The organism is Azospira sp. MPR-LB4 (assembly GCF_058809525.1).
Genome location: NZ_CM179521.1, coordinates 1,525,124 through 1,542,415, shown reverse-complemented (window position 1 = coordinate 1,542,415; position 17,292 = coordinate 1,525,124). Strand labels below are relative to the sequence as shown.

The 17,292-nt window shown below is 55.5% G+C and carries 18 protein-coding genes; all 18 read left to right on the top strand.

From position 1 onward, the window contains the following. The first annotated feature begins 37 nt into the window (after positions 1–37). The 18 genes from AC3QLZ_RS07060 to AC3QLZ_RS06975 all read left to right on the top strand — a co-directional run bounded on the left by AC3QLZ_RS07060 (position 38) and on the right by AC3QLZ_RS06975 (position 17,292). A complete protein-coding gene (locus AC3QLZ_RS07060) occupies positions 38–901 on the top strand; it encodes a hypothetical protein (RefSeq protein ID WP_492783547.1) in 864 nt (287 codons plus the stop codon). Next, positions 901–2,535, top strand: a complete 1,635-nt coding sequence (locus tag AC3QLZ_RS07055) for a hypothetical protein (protein ID WP_157870560.1) — start codon at positions 901–903, stop codon at positions 2,533–2,535. The genes AC3QLZ_RS07060 and AC3QLZ_RS07055 overlap by 1 nt, the downstream gene beginning before the upstream one ends. Beyond that, the gene (rfbF, locus tag AC3QLZ_RS07050) at positions 2,532–3,305 is read left to right on the top strand and encodes a glucose-1-phosphate cytidylyltransferase (RefSeq protein WP_014235199.1); all 774 of its coding nucleotides are present in this window, start codon (positions 2,532–2,534) and stop codon (positions 3,303–3,305) included. Before AC3QLZ_RS07055 ends, rfbF begins: the two co-directional genes overlap by 4 nt. After that, on the top strand, positions 3,302–4,366 hold the full coding sequence (rfbG, locus tag AC3QLZ_RS07045) for a CDP-glucose 4,6-dehydratase (RefSeq protein ID WP_014235198.1): 1,065 nt from the start codon (positions 3,302–3,304) through the stop codon (positions 4,364–4,366). The genes rfbF and rfbG overlap by 4 nt, the downstream gene beginning before the upstream one ends. Beyond that, entirely contained in the window at positions 4,363–4,926 is a 564-nt protein-coding gene (locus AC3QLZ_RS07040; RefSeq protein WP_014235197.1) for a dTDP-4-dehydrorhamnose 3,5-epimerase family protein, read from the top strand. The genes rfbG and AC3QLZ_RS07040 overlap by 4 nt, the downstream gene beginning before the upstream one ends. A 35-nt stretch (positions 4,927–4,961) precedes the next feature. Continuing rightward, positions 4,962–6,149 carry a class I SAM-dependent methyltransferase gene (locus AC3QLZ_RS07035; protein ID WP_202945982.1) on the top strand — a complete coding sequence of 396 codons (1,188 nt, stop codon included), beginning with the start codon at positions 4,962–4,964 and terminating at the stop codon, positions 6,147–6,149. Continuing rightward, a complete protein-coding gene (locus tag AC3QLZ_RS07030; protein WP_014235195.1) occupies positions 6,149–6,982 on the top strand; it encodes an NAD-dependent epimerase/dehydratase family protein in 834 nt (277 codons plus the stop codon). The genes AC3QLZ_RS07035 and AC3QLZ_RS07030 overlap by 1 nt, the downstream gene beginning before the upstream one ends. A 121-nt stretch (positions 6,983–7,103) precedes the next feature. Next, a complete protein-coding gene (locus tag AC3QLZ_RS07025) occupies positions 7,104–8,063 on the top strand; it encodes a class I SAM-dependent methyltransferase (RefSeq protein WP_238526353.1) in 960 nt (319 codons plus the stop codon). Beyond that, positions 8,056–8,826: a cephalosporin hydroxylase family protein gene (locus AC3QLZ_RS07020; protein ID WP_014235193.1), complete on the top strand. Its 771-nt coding sequence runs from the start codon at positions 8,056–8,058 to the stop codon at positions 8,824–8,826. Before AC3QLZ_RS07025 ends, AC3QLZ_RS07020 begins: the two co-directional genes overlap by 8 nt. 1 nt (position 8,827) lies before the next feature. Continuing rightward, complete coding sequence (locus AC3QLZ_RS07015) at positions 8,828–9,721, top strand: glycosyltransferase family 2 protein (RefSeq protein ID WP_014235192.1); 894 nt, start codon at positions 8,828–8,830, stop codon at positions 9,719–9,721. A 37-nt stretch (positions 9,722–9,758) separates the two neighbouring features. Next, complete coding sequence (locus AC3QLZ_RS07010; RefSeq protein WP_492783546.1) at positions 9,759–10,724, top strand: glycosyltransferase family 2 protein; 966 nt, start codon at positions 9,759–9,761, stop codon at positions 10,722–10,724. Continuing rightward, positions 10,721–12,463 carry a DUF6311 domain-containing protein gene (locus AC3QLZ_RS07005; RefSeq protein ID WP_050804237.1) on the top strand — a complete coding sequence of 581 codons (1,743 nt, stop codon included), beginning with the start codon at positions 10,721–10,723 and terminating at the stop codon, positions 12,461–12,463. The genes AC3QLZ_RS07010 and AC3QLZ_RS07005 overlap by 4 nt, the downstream gene beginning before the upstream one ends. After that, positions 12,450–13,214 carry a class I SAM-dependent methyltransferase gene (locus tag AC3QLZ_RS07000; RefSeq protein ID WP_193763539.1) on the top strand — a complete coding sequence of 255 codons (765 nt, stop codon included), beginning with the start codon at positions 12,450–12,452 and terminating at the stop codon, positions 13,212–13,214. The genes AC3QLZ_RS07005 and AC3QLZ_RS07000 overlap by 14 nt, the downstream gene beginning before the upstream one ends. Further along, positions 13,207–13,563 (top strand): DMT family transporter, encoded by a 357-nt coding sequence (locus AC3QLZ_RS06995; protein ID WP_014235189.1) that lies wholly within the window; start codon positions 13,207–13,209, stop codon positions 13,561–13,563. The genes AC3QLZ_RS07000 and AC3QLZ_RS06995 overlap by 8 nt, the downstream gene beginning before the upstream one ends. A 3-nt stretch (positions 13,564–13,566) precedes the next feature. Further along, a complete protein-coding gene (locus AC3QLZ_RS06990) occupies positions 13,567–14,709 on the top strand; it encodes a glycosyltransferase family 4 protein (RefSeq protein WP_202945979.1) in 1,143 nt (380 codons plus the stop codon). After that, the gene (locus AC3QLZ_RS06985; RefSeq protein ID WP_014235187.1) at positions 14,706–15,680 is read left to right on the top strand and encodes a GDP-mannose 4,6-dehydratase; all 975 of its coding nucleotides are present in this window, start codon (positions 14,706–14,708) and stop codon (positions 15,678–15,680) included. Before AC3QLZ_RS06990 ends, AC3QLZ_RS06985 begins: the two co-directional genes overlap by 4 nt. 3 nt (positions 15,681–15,683) lie before the next feature. Continuing rightward, positions 15,684–16,418, top strand: coding sequence for a glycosyltransferase family 2 protein (locus AC3QLZ_RS06980; RefSeq protein ID WP_014235186.1), 735 nt, complete (start codon positions 15,684–15,686; stop codon positions 16,416–16,418). Further along, positions 16,411–17,292, top strand: a complete 882-nt coding sequence (locus tag AC3QLZ_RS06975) for an alpha-1,2-fucosyltransferase (RefSeq protein WP_130459106.1) — start codon at positions 16,411–16,413, stop codon at positions 17,290–17,292. The genes AC3QLZ_RS06980 and AC3QLZ_RS06975 overlap by 8 nt, the downstream gene beginning before the upstream one ends.

Here is a 17,292-nt window from a genome sequence, read left to right as displayed (position 1 = left end):
GCAGTGCGTTGTTTGCCATGATGCTGGCGGCGCCGAAGTGCTTGCCAGTTACATTTCCCGTCAAAATGGGGAGTGGTGCTTCGTCCTAGAGGGCCCTGCCCGAAAGGTTTTTGAGCGACGTCTTGGTGCTGTTTCCGGCATTTCTCTTGATGAAGCCCTAGCCCGAGGGGAGCGGTTTCTTACCGGCTCAAGTTGGCAGTCGGACCTGGAGTGGCGTGCCATTGCGGCAGCTCGTCGGGCCGGAAGGCCGGTTGCGACTTTCCTGGATCATTGGGTCAATTATCGGGAGCGCTTTATCCGTGGACGGGTGGAGTGCCTGCCCGACGAGATCTGGGTGGGCGATGCCTATGCTTTTGAACGAGCCCAGGCTGCTTTCCCCGAGGTCCCGCTCCATTTGGTCGACAATCCATATTTTGAGGATGTCCGGGAGGAGGCTGCGCGTTATCTCCATGCGGCACCTCCTGTCGGTAATGATGACGGCCTGCGGCTCCTGTTTGTCTGCGAACCTATCAGTGAACATGCGGAGAAGGCTTTTGGTGATCCTCGGCATTGGGGGTATACGGAATTCGATGCCCTGAATTTCCTTCTCGCTAATCGTTCCCGTCTGGGCGATAGCACTGCTTCCCTGGTAATTCGCCCCCATCCGGCAGAGGCTCCAGAGAAATATGCACATGTGGTGGCCGCTTGGGGAGGTGTGGCTCGCTTGGGCGGAAGTGCCCCCCTGATTCAGGAGATAATGGCGGCCGATGTGGTGGTGGGGTGTGCCTCCATGGCCATGGTAGTAGGGTTGCTTGCCGGAAAACGCGTGTGTTGCGCCATCCCACCCGGAGGGGCTTCATGCCCCCTGCCTCACCGGGAAATCGAGCATCTGGCAGATATTGTAGGGAAAGCTGGTAAGTGATGAGTTTGCAGCAATGGTATGGGCGGGGAGTCCGATTCTTCCGGAGTCTGGGGCAGAGCGTTTATGGACGGCAATTTATTCGCCATAACCGTAAGGTCTTTTCGCCTCACGCAGGTGCTGGTGGCATCGTCCTGATGGAGCTTAACGATATGGCCTCGTGCCATGTCGCCTATTCCTATTTGGCCAATGTTTTGTCGGAAGACGGTGGTGCCGAGATTTGGGCCTATTACCCGAGGCCCCTCAATGGCTGGCTGCAGCGCCTGCTGTTTCGCCTGCGTGCCTGGCTTGGTAGTGGTTCTTTCGGCATCTATGCGTCCTTTGGGGTTGGGCGCTTTCTCGCTATTTACCCGGATGCCGGGCAGCGTCGGCAGGCTGCGGATCTGGTCCGGGAAGTGCTGCCCCGACTGGTTAGCAAGTCCGATCTGGAGAATCTTCATCTTGACGGTGTCTGGGTCGGTGATCTGATCTATGACACCTACCTGCGGCGTTTCAGCCGACCGACCATCGATCTTCGCAGTCCGGAATTTCTGGCCTTCTTCCGGGAGTCGGTCGAGTTGTTCGTCTATTGGAATGACTTCTTTGCCCAGCACCAGGTGAAGGGGCTCAACGTCAGTCATTGTGTTTACAACCTGGCTATGCCCTTGCGGATCGCCGTACAGCGGAGCGTCCCGAGTTTCCAGGCCAGTTCAACGCACCTGTACCGCTTGCACCGTGACAACTACTTTGCCTACAACGATTTTCACTACTTCCCCGAGCGTTTCGAAAAGCTGCCGGCCGAGGTCAGGGAATGGGGGCTGGAGGAGGCCAGGCGCCGGATTGAGCGCCGCTTTGCCGGGGAGGTGGGGGTGGATATGTCCTATTCCACCAAGTCGGCCTACGGGAATGCCCGCCATGACCGCCTCCTCCGAGAGTCGCCGCGTAAGAAGATTCTGGTGGCCACGCACTGTTTTTTCGACAGCCCCCACAGCTACGGCAAGAATGTCTTCCCCGATTTCTACGAGTGGTTGAATTTTCTTGGGGAAATATCGGAACAGACCGACTACGACTGGTACATCAAGACCCATCCGGACTATCTGCCGGGTACCCGCCAGATCATTGAAGATTTCATCCGGCGTTTTCCCCGTTTTTCGCTGTTGCCTGCCGATGCGTCCCATCTGCAGATCATCGCCGAGGGCATCAATTTTGCCCTTACTGTCTACGGCACGATCGGTTTTGAATACGCCGCACTGGGTATTCCGGTAATTAACAACTCGCCGAACAACCCCCATATTGCATACAATTTCAATATCCATACCCGCACTCTCGAGGAATACCGGCGGGTTTTGCTGAGCCTGGATTCCCTGCAGTTCTCGATCAACAGGGATGAGGTGTTTCAGTACTATTTCATGCGGCATATTTTTAATACCAACGACCTGTTCTTTGATCGCTTTGCCGATGTGGTGGAAAAACTGGGGGGCTATCGGCAACAGTTCCTTCCCGAGGTTTACCGGGAATGGCTGGCTGGCTGGTCCGAGGAAAAGCACTCGGAAATCATATCGGGGCTGCGCACATTCGTGGCTTCGGGTGATTTCCGCATGGATTACAGGCATTTGGGGCGAGAGTTCGTCCTCGAATCAGTGGAGGAAGCGAAGTGATTGCAGTGATTTTGGCGGGTGGCTTGGGAACCCGAATTTCCGAGGAAACCCATCTGCGTCCCAAACCCATGATTGAGATCGGCGGCAAGCCGATTCTCTGGCACATCATGAAGACTTACTCAGCCCATGGGGTAAACGACTTCATCATTTGCTGTGGTTACAAGGGCTACCTGATCAAGGAGTACTTCGCCAATTATTTCCTGCATATGTCTGACGTGACCTTCGATATGCAGAAAAACCAGATGGAAGTCCATCAGCGGAAGGCCGAGCCCTGGCGCGTTACGCTTGTGGATACGGGTGAAGACACGATGACCGGAGGGCGGCTGAAGCGTGTGGCCGAATACCTGAAGAATGAGGAAGCCTTCTGCTTTACATATGGGGATGGCCTTTCCGACGTCAATATCTCGGAAGAGATCGCCTTCCATTCCCGCCATGGCAAGTTGGCGACAGTAACGGCAGTACAACCTCCCGGGCGTTATGGGGCCTTAAGTATGCAGGGGGACGCGGTCACCGGGTTTACCGAAAAGCCTCGGGGTGATGGGGCTCGCATCAACGGCGGTTTCTTTGTCCTCTCCCCCAAGTGCATCGACCTCATCGCCGAGGACTCCACCAGTTGGGAAGGCGCCCCTCTGACCCAGTTGGCTGCGGGAGGTCAGTTGATGGCCTTTGAGCATGATGGTTTTTGGCAGCCCATGGATACGCTGCGCGAAAAGAATCTCCTTGAGGAACTTTGGGCTCAGGGCAAGGCTCCCTGGAAAGTCTGGCGATGAATCGTGGTTTCTGGTCCGGCAAGCGCGTCTTTTTGACCGGACATACCGGTTTCAAAGGTGGATGGCTGGCACTGTGGCTGGCGGATATGGGAGCTGAGGTCCATGGCTATGCATTGAATCCGCCAACCTCGCCGGCATTGTTCAATGTGGCAGGGGTGGGCGATCGCATGGCCAGCAGTGTCATTGCCGATGTGCGGGACGGGGAGCGTCTGGCGCGGGCAGTTGCGGATGTTGCGCCGGAAGTGGTGTTTCACCTTGCAGCGCAACCGTTGGTGCGTCACTCCTACAAGGCACCGGTTGAAACTTACGCCGTCAACGTCATGGGCACGATCAATCTCCTGGAGGCCGTGCGTCATTGCGCCAGCGTCAAGGTATTGGTCAATGTCACTACCGACAAGTGCTATGAAAACCGGGAGTGGGTTTGGGCCTATCGTGAACATGAGGCCATGGGAGGGCACGACCCCTATTCGAGCAGCAAAGCGTGTTCCGAGTTGGTGACGGCATCCTATCGTAATTCCTTCCTGGCCCAGCGGCAGGTTCAGGTTGCCACGGCCCGGGCCGGAAATGTCATCGGAGGCGGCGATTGGGCTGAGGACCGGCTGTTGCCGGATTTCCTCCGCGCTCTTGATGCCGGCCGCGAACTGGTCATCCGTTCTCCTGCGGCCATCCGGCCCTGGCAGCATGTGCTGGAGCCCCTTTCAGGTTATCTGACGCTGGCCGAACAACTGCAGCAGCAAGGCCCGGCGCTTGCCGAGGGGTGGAATTTTGGCCCCAACGAGATTGATGCCCGCCCTGTACGCTGGATTGTGGATTTCCTGTGCCAGCGTACGCCGGGAGCTGCCTGGCGTTGCGATGAGGCCGCCCAGCCCCACGAGGCTGGCAGCTTGAAACTGGATAGTGCCAAGGCCAAGGCCCTCCTTGGCTGGCGCCCCCGCTGGAACCTTGCCAAAGCCCTGGAAATGACCATCGACTGGCACCAGGCGTGGAAAGGCAGCGGGGACATGGCTGCCCATACGCTGGCCCAGATTCGCCAGTATGAAATGTCTGCGTTGTCGTCATGAGCCAGCGTTTCGTCATCAGGGATACCCCGCTTGCAGGCTTGCGAGTGTTGCTCCGCCAGCCACTGGGGGATCAGCGGGGTTATCTGGAGCGCATGTATTGCGCCGACGAGCTGGAGGCCCTCGTGGAGGGCCGGTTCGTCGTGCAGATCAACCATACCTATACCCTTGCCAAAGGTACGGTACGGGGAATGCACTATCAGTTGCCCCCCCATGCTGAAACCAAATTTGTTTCATGCCTGCGGGGCGAGATATTTGATGTGGCGGTGGACCTCCGGGCTGGATCTCCCACCTTCCTGCAATGGCATGCCGAATTACTGAGTGCCGAAAACCACAAGACCCTCGTGATTCCCGAGGGGTTTGCCCATGGTTTCCAAACCTTGAGTGAAGATTGCGAAATGCTTTATTTCCATACGAAGGCTTATGAGCCGACAGCTGAGCGTGGGTTGAGCGCAACTGACCCGCATATGCAAATTCAATGGCCTCTCCCAGTTGGTGGACTGTCACCAAGGGATCTGGCCCATTCCCCGCTGGATGCCACCTTTACGGGGATAATGCTGTGAAATGCCGTCACTGTGGCTCCGAGTTGCAACTGCCCATGGTCGATCTGGGCAGCGCACCTCCCTCCAATGCGTACCTGACGGCAGAGACCCTCCACGCGCCGGAAAAATGGTTTCCCCTCCGGGTCCTGGTTTGCGAACAATGCTGGCTGGCCCAGACCGAGGATTTCGCCCAGGCTGACGAGTTGTTTGACGCTGAGTACGCCTACTTCAGTGGCTTTTCCAGTAGTTGGCTGCAGCACTCTGAAGCCTATGTGGAAAAAGTGGCAGAGCGTTTCCAACTGGACGACCGTAGCCATGTGGTTGAAGTGGCTGCTAACGACGGATACCTGCTCCAGTATGTGAAGGCCCGGGGTGTTCCATGTACGGGCGTTGAGCCTACTGCCAGTACGGCTGCTGCAGCGCGGGCCAAGGGAATTCCCGTCATCGAGGAGTTTTTTGGGGAAGCGCTGGCATGCCGTCTGGTTCAGGATGGTGCTGGCGCCGATCTCACGGCGGCGAACAATGTGCTGGCCCATGTGCCGGATATCAACGATTTTGTTAGCGGCTTCACACATCTGCTTAAGCCCCGGGGAGTTGCGACCTTCGAGTTCCCACATCTGCAGCGCCTAGTGGCGGAAAACCAGTTTGACACCATCTATCATGAGCATTTTTCCTACCTTTCCCTGTCGGCGGTGGAAAGGATATTTGCCCGTAATGGACTCCGCGTTTTTGATGTTGAAGAACTGCCGACCCATGGCGGCAGCCTGCGGGTGTATGCGCAGCGCTCCGATCAGGGCGCTCATCCGATCAGTGCGGCGGTCGCCGCGTTGCTGGAGCAGGAGCGTCAGGCCGGCATGCTTTCCGCTGATTATTACGCCAGCTTCCAGGCTCGGACGAATCGTGTGAAGGATGACTTCCTGGGATTTCTCCTGCAGGCACGCCGTGATGGCCGCCGAGTTGCGGCCTACGGCGCGGCCGCCAAAGGCAATACCCTGATGAACTACGCCGGTATTCGACCGGACCTGATTCCCTTTGTCGTGGATCGTAATCCGGCCAAACAGGGCAAGTTCATGCCCGGTAGCCGCATTCCCATTTTGGGAGAGGAAGTTCTGCAGCAGGAAAAACCCGATTTCATCCTCATCCTTCCTTGGAATTTGCGTGAAGAAATCATGGCCCAGTTGGACTACGCTCGCAGCTGGGGCGCGCGTTTCGTCACCGTGGTGCCAGAATTGCGGATTGCCTGATGAAAATTGCAGTTACCGGAGCTAACGGCTTTATTGGCCGCCACGTCTTGGCCAGGCTGCGTCACCGCGGTCTGGAGACCGTTGCTGTTGTTCGGGACGTGGTGGCTGCATCCGGCTTGACTGCAGGGCAGTTCGTGCAACTGGACATCCACCAGGCGGGGCCAGGGGCCTACGACCTGCTGGGGCGTCCGGACGCCCTGATACACTTGGCCTGGGGCGGGCTGCCCAACTACACTTCCCTGCATCATTTTGATGAAGAGTTGCCCAGCCAGTACCGGTTTCTGCGCAGCCTCGTTGCAGATGGCCTGCCCGCTCTGGTCGTGGCCGGTACCTGTTTTGAATACGGTCTGCAGTCAGGGTGCCTGTCGGAAGAGATGGCGACTTTTCCGGCGAATCCTTACGGTTTTGCCAAGGATGCCTTGCGCCGGCAACTGCTTTTCCTTCAGGAAAAGCATCCGTTCCGGCTGGCATGGGGGCGCCTGTTTTACCTGTATGGTTCCGGTCAGGGCGGCAATTCGCTCCTGCCCCAACTGGAACAAGCGGTGGCCCGAGGGGAGCGCAGCTTCAATATGTCAGGAGGCGAGCAGCTGCGTGATTACCTGCCGGTGGAAACGGTTGCCGAATATCTGATTGCGCTGGCCCTTGCCGAAGCGGATGTGGGGGTGGTCAATATCTGCTCCGGAACCCCGGTGTCGGTCCGCCGGCTGGTGGAAGACTGGCTGAGTTCGCGAGGCTGGAGCATTGACCTCAATCTCGGGTATTACCCTTACCCCGGTTACGAACCGATGGCCTTCTGGGGGAATGCCGAGAAATTGAAGAAAGTTGTGGTTTAAAGTGACCAGATATAAGCACCTCTACTGCATTGAGGCACTTCCGGTATTCCAAAACCGAGTTTTTCCAACGGCCCGGGAAGGGATGAACTGTACCAGAGGTGATATAGACCTTGTGCAAGATATGCATACTGGGTTTGTATTCAACCGTGCGTTCAAGCCCGAGCTTCTGGTCTATGACAGCAACTATCAGAATGAACAAGGATTGAGTTCAGCCTTTCAGGCCCATTTGCAGGATGTCTTGTCGATTCTGGATAAGCATTTTTCTGGGATGTCGATCATTGAAGTTGGGTGCGGGAAAGGGACTTTTCTGGAGATGCTCCAGGCTAGTGGATATAACGTTACTGGCCTTGACCCAACGTATGAGGGTGTAAATCCTGCTGTCATTAAAAAATATTTCTTGCCAGAGACCGGGCTAAAGGCGGACGCAATTGTTCTGCGACATGTTTTAGAACATGTACAGAATCCTTACGAGTTTCTCCTGAATATCAAACGAGCCAACGGTGGCAACGGTAAGGTTTATATAGAGGTTCCTTGTTTTGACTGGATTTGTAAAAAAAGAGCTTGGTTTGATGTTTTCTATGAGCACGTAAACTATTTTCGGCTTCGTGATTTTTATCGGCTTTTTCGTGATGTAACTGCGGCGGGGAATTTTTTTGGAGGCCAGTATTTGTATGTTCTTGCTGACTTGGAATCCCTGCAAGAACCTATGTGTGAGAGAGTCGATGAAGTAAGTTTTCCGCAAGACTTCCTACAGCCATTTAATCGGTGGGTTTCTGAAATTAGGTTTCGTCAGCAAAGTAATAAATCTCCCGTAGTGGTCTGGGGAGGGGCTTCAAAGGGCGTTATTTTTTCTTTATTTATGCAGAATGCCGGAGTTGATATTGATTATGTTGTTGATATAAATCCGGCCAAGCAGGGGATGTTCTTGCCTGCAACGGGTCTGAAGGTCAGCTCCCCAAGCGAGATGTTTTCAAAGGTGCCTACTGGCTCCGATGTTTTTGTGATGAATGGTAATTATCTGCCTGAGATCATTTCCATGACTCGGGGTAAATTTAATTGTATGGCGGTTGATTATGAGTGATTTCAAGACGGAAGTGGCTGCACGTATTGATGCGAATAAGGCTAATAAGGGGTTGAAAGCGGCGGCTTCCAACTTTTTGGATGTGTCAATTCAAGCTCAGTATTCGTACAATTTCTCTTGGTTAGGGCGTCCGATTATTCAATATCCACAAGACATGGTGGCAATGCAAGAATTGATTTGGGCAATCAGGCCTGATTTGATTATTGAAACAGGTATTGCACATGGTGGCTCATTGATATTGAGCGCTTCGATGTTGGCTATGTTGGACGTATGTGATGCTATTGAGAAGGGTGAAGTAATTTCTCCTGCGATTTCAAAAAGGAAGGTATTGGGGCTTGATATTGATATCCGGACCCACAACCGGGCAGCTATTGAGGCGCATCCGATGTCGTCGCGTATTCAGATGATTGAAGGGTCAAGTATCGCTCCTGACGTAGTTTCACAGGTGGCGGATATTTCGTCGTCATATAAGAAGGTTATGGTTTGTTTGGACAGTAACCATACTCACGAGCACGTCTTGGAAGAGCTCAAGGCTTATGCGCCGCTGGTTACCAAAGATAGTTATTGCGTGGTGTTCGACACGATTGTCGAAGATTTGCCGGCAGGTATGTATCCGGACCGCCCGTGGGGCCCCGGCGATAATCCCAAGACCGCCGTATGGGAGTACTTGAAGAGCAACAAGGACTTCGAGATCGACCTGGATATGGAGCATAAGCTCCTGATCACCGTGGCGCCCAACGGATTCCTGAAAAAGATTGCCTGACATGCCGGACGGGGGAAAGGCCGAGCGACAGAACCTGCCGCTTGTTACTATCGGGATGCCTGTATACAACGGAGCGGATGTGCTCGAGCAGGCTATCGAGTCTGTTTTGTCCCAGACGTTTCACGATTTCGAACTCATCATTTCCGATAACGCATCTTCCGATCGAACGGAAGAAATATGTCGGCGATATGCGGCAGAGGATTCACGGGTCTGCTATGTCCGGCAACCACGAAATATAGGTGCAGAACAAAATTTCGTGTTCGTCATGGAGTCGGCTAGGACCCCGTTTTTCATGTGGGCAGCCGCTGACGATATCCGCTGTCCAGAATTTGTGGAGAAGAATTACGAATTTCTTCTGACGCATGGTGATTTCGTGGCGTCCACCATGCCGACCCGGTTTGCAGGGGGAGGCTTCGACTCCCAGAAAATGGGAGACCGTCCCCTGGATAGTGATAGTCCGGCCAAAAGGGTTGCTGATTTCTTTTCTGGCTGGCATGCCAATGGTTTGTTTTATTCCCTATTCCGTATCGATGTTCTGCGTTCTTGCCCTTGGCTCGGAGCCAGTTTTTTAGGGGCAGATTGGGTTGTTGTCCTGTATCTGGCGAGTCGGGGGAAATTGAATCGCTTGAACTGTGGATGGGTTGAACTTGGGCGACATGGTGTAAGCAATAGCGGTGCGATCTACCGTCGTTATCGTCATTCATGGCTTGATCTTTTTTTTCCTTTTCGGGCGATGGCAAAAGCGGCTTGGGCTATATCGTCTGATTTTGCTCCCGGCTTTCGGGTAAGGATTCTCTGCTCCTGCCTGAAGATGAATTGTTGGGCCCTGTCCAACCAACTGAATGGTGCTTTGTATCGCCACTACAGATTGCTGATAGGCCGTTCTTCTGCTTAAGTTCTTGAATATTTGTGCGTTGGGAGAGGAATCTATTTTGGCTACTCCAGTTCTTGCGATCATTGTTCCTTGTTACAACGAGGTCGAGACTTTTAAATACACCGTTGAAACGCTGTCCGCGATTCTGAATGAGCAGGTCGAGAAGGGGCATATATCCGCTGATTCGTACATGTTGTTTGTTGATGATGGCAGTGCTGACGACACATGGAACCTGATCAGCGGAGTTTCCAGCGTTCAGCCCCGAGTGCGGGGACTACGGCTGTCCCGGAATTTTGGCCATCAGTATGCGGTGATGGCAGGAATAGATGCGGCAAGGACATCCTGCGATATCTCCATATCGATAGACGCAGACTTGCAACAGGACCCCAGGGCAATTTCAGATTTTGTCGGTTGTTATAAGAACGGGGCTGAGGTCGTATTTGGAGTGCGACGGGCCAGAGAGACTGACGGTTTCTTCAAGAAATTCACAGCATCCGGGTTCTATTCGTTGATGAAGTGGATGGGCGCAGAGGTTATTCCTGATCATGCGGATTACCGTTTGCTCAGCAAGAGGGCCATGGATACCTTGATGCTGTTTGAAGAGCCCCATTTGTTCTTGCGTGGGTTGTGCCCCATGCTTGGCTTCAAGAGTGACGTTGTCCAATTCGATGTATTTGAACGCCGTTATGGCACGACTAAATACTCGCTGAAGAAGATGCTGAAATTGGCTGTCTACGGGATTACGTCATTAAGTGTGGTTCCCCTGCGTTTGGTTGCCGTGATCGGCTTGCTCTGTTTCCTTGGCAGCATCCTGATGGCCGCCTATGTACTTTGGCATTCTGTGGTGGTTGGCGATACAGTTCCGGGATGGGCGTCGACAACGCTACCCATCTATTTCCTGGCGGGCATTCAACTGCTGTCGCTTGGCGTAATCGGGGAGTATGTGGGGAAAATATTCTCTGCTGTTCAACGCCGGCCGCGATGGATCGTTAGCGACTGTGTCGGTTTGGAGGCCACTGAATGATGGCCATGAATAAGCAGGTAGCCATCACCGCATCTTGCTGGTCTGACACGATTGTCGCCATTGTTATTGGTGCGAGCGCTTTCTGGCTGATCGTCGGTTTTGGAGTCCTTGATACCTCAAATATCCTCTGGCTAACCACGGTTAGTGACACGACTACCCATTATTTGGGTTGGGTTTTCTACCGGAATGATGGTTGGCATTGGCCTCCGGGATTGAATCCGAACTACGGGCTTGAATACTCAAGCTCTGTGATTTTTAGTGACTCAATACCTTTGGTGGCGTTTGTCGTGAAGTTGTTCGCCGGTGTGCTACCACCAGTGTTTCAGTATTCCGGATGGTGGCTCTTTCTCTGTTTTATTTTGCAGGCCTATTTTTCCATTCGCCTGCTTCGCCTTGTTTCGGATGACCCGTGGATTGTCTATTTAGGGGGCATCCTGTTTGTGTTTTCTCCGCCAATGCTGTGGCGACTGGGAGGGCACTTCTCCATGGTTGCCCACTGGCTGGTCCTGATTGCCATCTACATGTATTTCAGTTCGGCAGAGAGGACGTTGGCCCAGAAGTGTAAATGGGCGCTATTGCTGGCTTGCGCTGCGGTAGTGCATACCTATCTCTTCGCGATGATTTTGCCTGTATGGGGCGCTAACGTTTACAAGCGGGCTCAAGCGGCCGACATCCGTTTGAAGGAGTTTTATCCGGAGATACTTGTTGTTATCGGTTCAGCCTTGTGCGCACTATGGTTGGCCGGTTTTTTTCCCTTGCGTAGCAGCTATCTGAGTGGCGGATACGGTGTTCATAGAATCAATCTCCTCAGCCTTTTCAATCCTCATGGCGTAGCTTCCGTCGCTTCTGATCAATGGTCTTACGTTCTACCCGCTGTCCCCCAGGGGGCAGGGGACTATGAAGGGTTCAACTATCTCGGTCTGGGTGGGATACTGATCTTTGTCCTCGCAATAGCTCCTGCCATCAAATACAGACGTCTCGTCTTGACGGATGTATTCAAGCCGCTGGCGATTGCCTGCTTGCTGCTCACAGTTTTTGCCATCACCAATCACCTTGGCTTTGGTGGTGTCAGTTTGGATGTATGGCTGCCAAAATTCGTGATAAAAATTGCGAATGTGATGCGAGCCTCAGGCAGGTTCTTCTGGCCCGTCTTCTACATTATTTTGTTGGCCTGTATTTGGTTGATATCCAAGACTTATCCGCGTGCGGTGGGGATCTCCATCTTGGCGCTGTCCGCTGTACTCCAGGTTGCAGATACTCAAGCAGGATGGCGACAATTCCATGAGAAGTTTTCCCTGAATTCGTCTGTGTGGCCACAGTCGATCTATTCGGATGAGCGGGTACTATCCCTGGTTTCTGCATATCCCAGGTTGCGTGCGCTGCCTGCGGCAAATGCAATCAAGGACTGGGACCATCTCGTCAATTTGGCAACTTCGGTAAAAATTCCAACTGATGTCGCATACTTGGCTCGTGCCAATGATGCGGCTTACGCCAGCAGGGCCAAGGAGGTCGACGAACTGCTCCGGAGCGGTCAGCGGTTGCCGGAGGATAGCGTTTATTTTCTGAATCGGGAGTTCGCCACTCGGGTCATTCCGACCATGGCTGCAGAAGATCGAATGTTTGTGCTATCCAGTGAGGTTCTTATTTATGCGCCGGCTTATTCCGCCAAGGGTTTGAACGTATCCCTGCCGGTGGCATCGTCTCTTCAGGATCTTGGTGTCGTTGATGAAAAAAAATAATGTTGTCATGCTGCGCGTATTTTCCTCTTTCCCCAAAGTGCGACCGCCACTGCCTGCCGAGTATCGTCGGGTCTATGAGCGTGAATACCAGTTGAATAGAGGTGGCGGCAGTTTTCTGACACGCATGGCTGCTGCACTGGAAGCATGGATGCACAAAAGGGTGGCTACCATTTCCGGTGTCGGGACTTGTGTTCTGGAGCTTGGTGCCGGAAATCTTAACCATCTGGCCTACGAAAATGACTTTTCAAATTACGACGTTGTCGAGCCTTTTAAGGCTCTTTATGAGAGTCGTGCCGAAATTGAAAAAATCCGTCACTTCTATGACAGCATCGACGATATCCCCCTGGAGACTCACTATCAAAGGGTGATATCAATTGCCGTCCTTGAGCATCTGGATAGCTTGCCGGCCATCGTTGCTAAATCTGCACTTCTTCTCACAGATGACGGGGTATTCCAGGCAGGAATTCCTACCGAAGGGGGATTCCTTTGGGGCATGGCATGGCGCTTGTCGACCGGGGTGGGATTCTGGTTGCGTAACAAGTTGCCCTATGGTGTTCTGATGCGTCATGAACATGTAAATGACGCAGAAGAAATCGAAGCGGTTGTCCGGTACTTTTTCTCTGAAGTACGTGTTTGCAGATATCCGCTTCCGTTGCGTCACTTGAGCTTCTATTCCTATCTGGAGGCCCGGAGGCCGAATCTGGCTCGCGTGACTGAGTATCTCCGGACCGGTGAGGTTTCCATTGACTAGCAATTTTTGGTTGCTGGCTGCAGTGGTGGCCTCCAATGCGATTGGACAGATTTTGTTCAAGCTGGCGGCCGATAGCGTTCGTTCGGAGACGGATATCGGGTTGATCGTCAATATCCTGATTCGCTCTCCTGCCATGTGGTTGGCACTGTGTTTTTATGGAGCTACCGTGGTGAGCTGGATCTGGGTCCTTCGGATAATTCCCTTGTCCGTTGCCTATTCGGCTGTTGCACTCGTTTTCGTGATCGTTCCGTTTGCCGGGGTTTTCTTGTTCAACGAACCAGTCTCGATTCGTTTTCTTTTTGGCTCTCTTCTAATTGGTTTGGGAGTATGGCTAGCTTGCTTCGGTTAGCCTTTGGGGTTTGTTCAACATGCCGTGTTTCAAATTGTTCCGATGAAGATTGCATTTGACCAGCAGGTTTTCCTGCTGCAGGAATATGGCGGGATTTCCCGCTATTTGTGCAGTCTCGTGCGCGAGTTGGCGACCATGCCGGCGATTACGGCGCAGGTGTTTGCGCCCCTCCATGTCAATCGCAATCTGGCCGGGTTGGGGATTGAACTGTCGCGGGGACGGGCATTGTCCCGGCTGCCGCCGAAGTTGCTGCGGCCGGTCATGTTCGCCAGCAAGGTCATGGCACGGCGCGAGATGGCACGCTTCAAGCCCGATATCGTCCATGAAACCTATTACTGCGAAGACGATTTCCGTCCCAATGGAGCGCGGCGTGTGCTGACGGTTTACGATCTCATTCATGAGCGTTACCCGGACCTCTTCGTCAATAGCGAAGGAACCACCCGGCCCAAGCGCGTAGCCGCCAACCGCGTCGATCATGTGATCTGCATCTCAGAGAGTACGCGCCATGATCTGGTGAGCTATTGCGGTGTTCCCGAGGAGAAGACCTCAGTCGTCTATCTCGGTGTCGATGTGGATTTCGTGCAGGCCGTCACTCCCAGCCGGCAGTACCATCCTCGCCCCTTCCTCCTCTATGTGGGGGCTCGTGGTGGATACAAGAACTTTGAGCGTTTCGTTCGGGCCTTTGCCCTTTCTCCGCGTTTGCGCCAGGAGTTTGACCTGCTCTGCTTTGGCGGCGGCCAGTTGCAGACCGCCGAGCGCCAGATGATCGCTGATGCCGGGCTGGGCCCCGACCAGGTGGTGCAGATGGGAGGCGGCGATGAAATCTTGGCGGCGCTTTATCAGCAGGCTGCGGCGTTTGTCTATCCCTCCCTCTATGAGGGGTTCGGCATTCCTCCCCTGGAGGCAATGGCGGTCGGCTGCCCGGTCATTTGTAGCAACAGCAGTTCCCTGCCGGAAGTGGTCGGCGATGCGGCGGAAAGTTTTGATCCGCTGGACGAGGAGGCCATGCTCGCCGCCATGGAGGCGGTGCTGGCGTCCCCCAGCCGGCGCAGCGCCCTGATTGCCGCAGGGCAGACCCGCTACCAGCAGTTCACCTGGGAGAAGTGTGCCCGGGAAACCGAGGCAATCTACCGGAAGCTACTATGAAAAAAGCCTTGATCTGCGGTGTCTCCGGTCAGGATGGCGCCTATCTGGCCCAACTGCTCCTGGGCAAGGGATATCGGGTCTGGGGGACTTCCCGGGATGCCCAGATGTCGAGTTTCTCCAATCTCGAGCGGCTTGGCATCCGGCAGCAGGTTCAGGTGCTTTCCATGGCCCAGAGCGACTTCCGCAGTGTGTTGAACACCCTTTCCCGTTCCGAGCCGGACGAAATCTATTTTCTGTCCGGTCAAAGTTCGGTGGGCCTGTCCTTCGATCAGCCGGCAGAGAGCATCGAGAGCATCGCTTTCGGTACCCTCAACCTGCTGGAAGCAGTGCGCTTCCTGGGGCGCCCGGTGCGTATCTACCACGCCAGTTCGAGCGAATGCTTCGGTGATGTTCTGCCGGGGGAGAGGGCCAATGAGATGACCCCCTTCCGTCCCCGCAGTCCCTACGGCGTGGCGAAGGCGTCCGCCCACTGGCTGATCGCCAACTATCGGGAGGCCTACGGCCTTTATTGCTGCAACGGCATCCTTTTCAACCACGAATCTCCATTGCGGCCGGCCCGCTTCGTCACGCGCAAGATCGTTGCGGCTGCCTGCCGCATCGCTGCCGGCTCGCATGAAAAGCTTTCCCTCGGTCGCCTCGATATCGCCAGGGACTGGGGGTGGTCGCCGGATTTCGTCGATGCCATGTGGCGCATGCTGCAGCAGGAGCAGCCGGAGGATTATGTCATCGCCACCGGTGAGCCCCACACCCTCGAGTCCTTCGTCGCCAGTGCCTTCGACCAGTTGGGACTGGACTGGCACGACCATGTGGATATCGACCCATCCCTCTTCCGTCCCTCGGAAATCGCCCATAGCGCCGGAGACCCCGCCAAGGCCTTGGACGGCCTGGGGTGGCGGGCCACAGTGGCCTTCCCGGAGCTGATCGGTAACCTGGTACGGGCCGAGCAGGACATCCTTGCGGCAAAACCCTGAGCCATGTCCGAATTCCTGCTGACAATCGTCACGGTGACGAAGAATTGTGCCGGCACCATCGGCCATACCCTGGACTCGGTCCGGGCCGTCAAGCGTGACGGTATCGAGTATGTGGTGGTGGACGGTGTTTCCTGCGATGGGACGCTGGAGGCGGTCCGCCAGCACGGTACCCTGGTGGATCGTTGCCTGAGCGAACCCGATAGTGGCATTTACAACGCCATGAACAAAGGCGTGGCCCTGGCCAGGGGCAAGTACATCCTCTTTATCAACGGCGACGACGAACTGGTAGCCGATGGTTTTCCCGATGTCATGGCTGCACTGGCGGAAGGGCGGCACGGCATTGTCTGCGCCACCACCCTGGTGGGAGATGCCCGCTCACCCAGCGAAGTGCTGGTGGCTGTCCCGCGCCGGCTGCCCTTTTTCAACACCATCCCCCACCCGTCTTCCTTCGTGGCACGGGACCTGTTGCTGCGCTGGCCGTTCCGTGAAGACCTTCGCATCGTCTCCGATTACGATTTCTTCCTGCGGGCCCATCTGGCGGGACAGAAGTTCCATGTGCTGCCCGTCGTCACGGCCATGCATCAGCGCGGTGGCGCTTCCGGCAACGTGGCCCGCTCCCAGGCGGAACTGGATCAGGTGCGACGGCAGCGTCTGGGGTGGCGTTATTTCGCGGTCAATGCAGTCGCCGGCCTGTATCGCTGGGGCAAGGGCCTGGTGGGTGGGCTACGGCATGGCTGAGGCAATGCAGCCGGTGGTGGTCGGCCTCTCCGGTGGCCTGGGCAACCAGATGTTCCAGTATGCGGCCGGCCGGGCCCTGGCCCATCGCCTCGGGCACCCCCTGTCTCTGGACTTGTCCTGGTTCCAGGGGCGTGGCGACCGGCACTTTGCCCTGGCGCCTTTCCACATCGCCGCCAGCCTGGAGCGGGCCTGGCCCCGATTGCCTCCGGCCATGCAGGCCCAGTTGTCCCGCCTGAGCCGTCGCTGGGCGCCCCGGATCATGGGGGCGCCGGTGTTCCGGGAACCCCATTTTCATTACGTGCCGGCCTTTGCTGCCTTGGCTGCCCCGGTTTTCCTGGAGGGCTACTGGCAGAGCGAGCGCTACTTCCGGGAACTGCGGGAGCCGCTGTTGCAGGACTTTTCCCTGCGCCAGCCCTTGCCCGCCTCCTGCCAGCCGATCCTGGCGGCCATCGGCAATAGCGATGCCATCTGTGTGCACGTTCGTCGCGGCGACTACCTGAGCAATCCCGTGGCGGCCAAGGTGCATGGCGTCTGCCCGGTGGATTACTACCAGCAGGGTGTGGCGGAGTTGAGCGCATCCCTGGCCCGTCCCCACTGCTTTGTCTTCTCCGACGATCCCGAGTGGGTGAGAGGCTCCCTGGCCTTCCCCTGTCCGATGACCGTGGTGGATGTGAATGGTCCTGCCGAGGCCCATTTCGACCTGGCCCTGATGGCTGCCTGCCAGCATTTCGTCATTGCCAACAGTTCCCTCAGCTGGTGGGGCGCCTGGCTGGGCCAGGCTGCGGGAAAGCGGGTCATTGCCCCATCCCGCTGGTTCCTGACTTCCGACAAGGATGCCCGGGACCTGCTGCCGCCAAGCTGGGAACGTCGGTGA

Excerpts from the sequence above, each read along its gene's own strand:
- AC3QLZ_RS07055 (WP_157870560.1), top strand. The coding sequence starts at position 901 with ATGAGTTTGCAGCAATGGTATGGGCGGGGAGTCCGATTCTTCCGGAGT.
- rfbG (WP_014235198.1), top strand. The coding sequence starts at position 3,302 with ATGAATCGTGGTTTCTGGTCCGGCAAGCGCGTCTTTTTGACCGGACAT.
- AC3QLZ_RS07040 (WP_014235197.1), top strand. The coding sequence starts at position 4,363 with ATGAGCCAGCGTTTCGTCATCAGGGATACCCCGCTTGCAGGCTTGCGA.
- AC3QLZ_RS07035 (WP_202945982.1), top strand. The coding sequence starts at position 4,962 with ATGGTCGATCTGGGCAGCGCACCTCCCTCCAATGCGTACCTGACGGCA.
- AC3QLZ_RS07030 (WP_014235195.1), top strand. The coding sequence starts at position 6,149 with ATGAAAATTGCAGTTACCGGAGCTAACGGCTTTATTGGCCGCCACGTC.
- AC3QLZ_RS07025 (WP_238526353.1), top strand. The coding sequence starts at position 7,104 with ATGCATACTGGGTTTGTATTCAACCGTGCGTTCAAGCCCGAGCTTCTG.
- AC3QLZ_RS07020 (WP_014235193.1), top strand. The coding sequence starts at position 8,056 with ATGAGTGATTTCAAGACGGAAGTGGCTGCACGTATTGATGCGAATAAG.
- AC3QLZ_RS07015 (WP_014235192.1), top strand. The coding sequence starts at position 8,828 with ATGCCGGACGGGGGAAAGGCCGAGCGACAGAACCTGCCGCTTGTTACT.
- AC3QLZ_RS07005 (WP_050804237.1), top strand. The coding sequence starts at position 10,721 with ATGATGGCCATGAATAAGCAGGTAGCCATCACCGCATCTTGCTGGTCT.
- AC3QLZ_RS07000 (WP_193763539.1), top strand. The coding sequence starts at position 12,450 with ATGAAAAAAAATAATGTTGTCATGCTGCGCGTATTTTCCTCTTTCCCC.
- AC3QLZ_RS06985 (WP_014235187.1), top strand. The coding sequence starts at position 14,706 with ATGAAAAAAGCCTTGATCTGCGGTGTCTCCGGTCAGGATGGCGCCTAT.
- AC3QLZ_RS06980 (WP_014235186.1), top strand. The coding sequence starts at position 15,684 with ATGTCCGAATTCCTGCTGACAATCGTCACGGTGACGAAGAATTGTGCC.
- AC3QLZ_RS06975 (WP_130459106.1), top strand. The coding sequence starts at position 16,411 with ATGGCTGAGGCAATGCAGCCGGTGGTGGTCGGCCTCTCCGGTGGCCTG.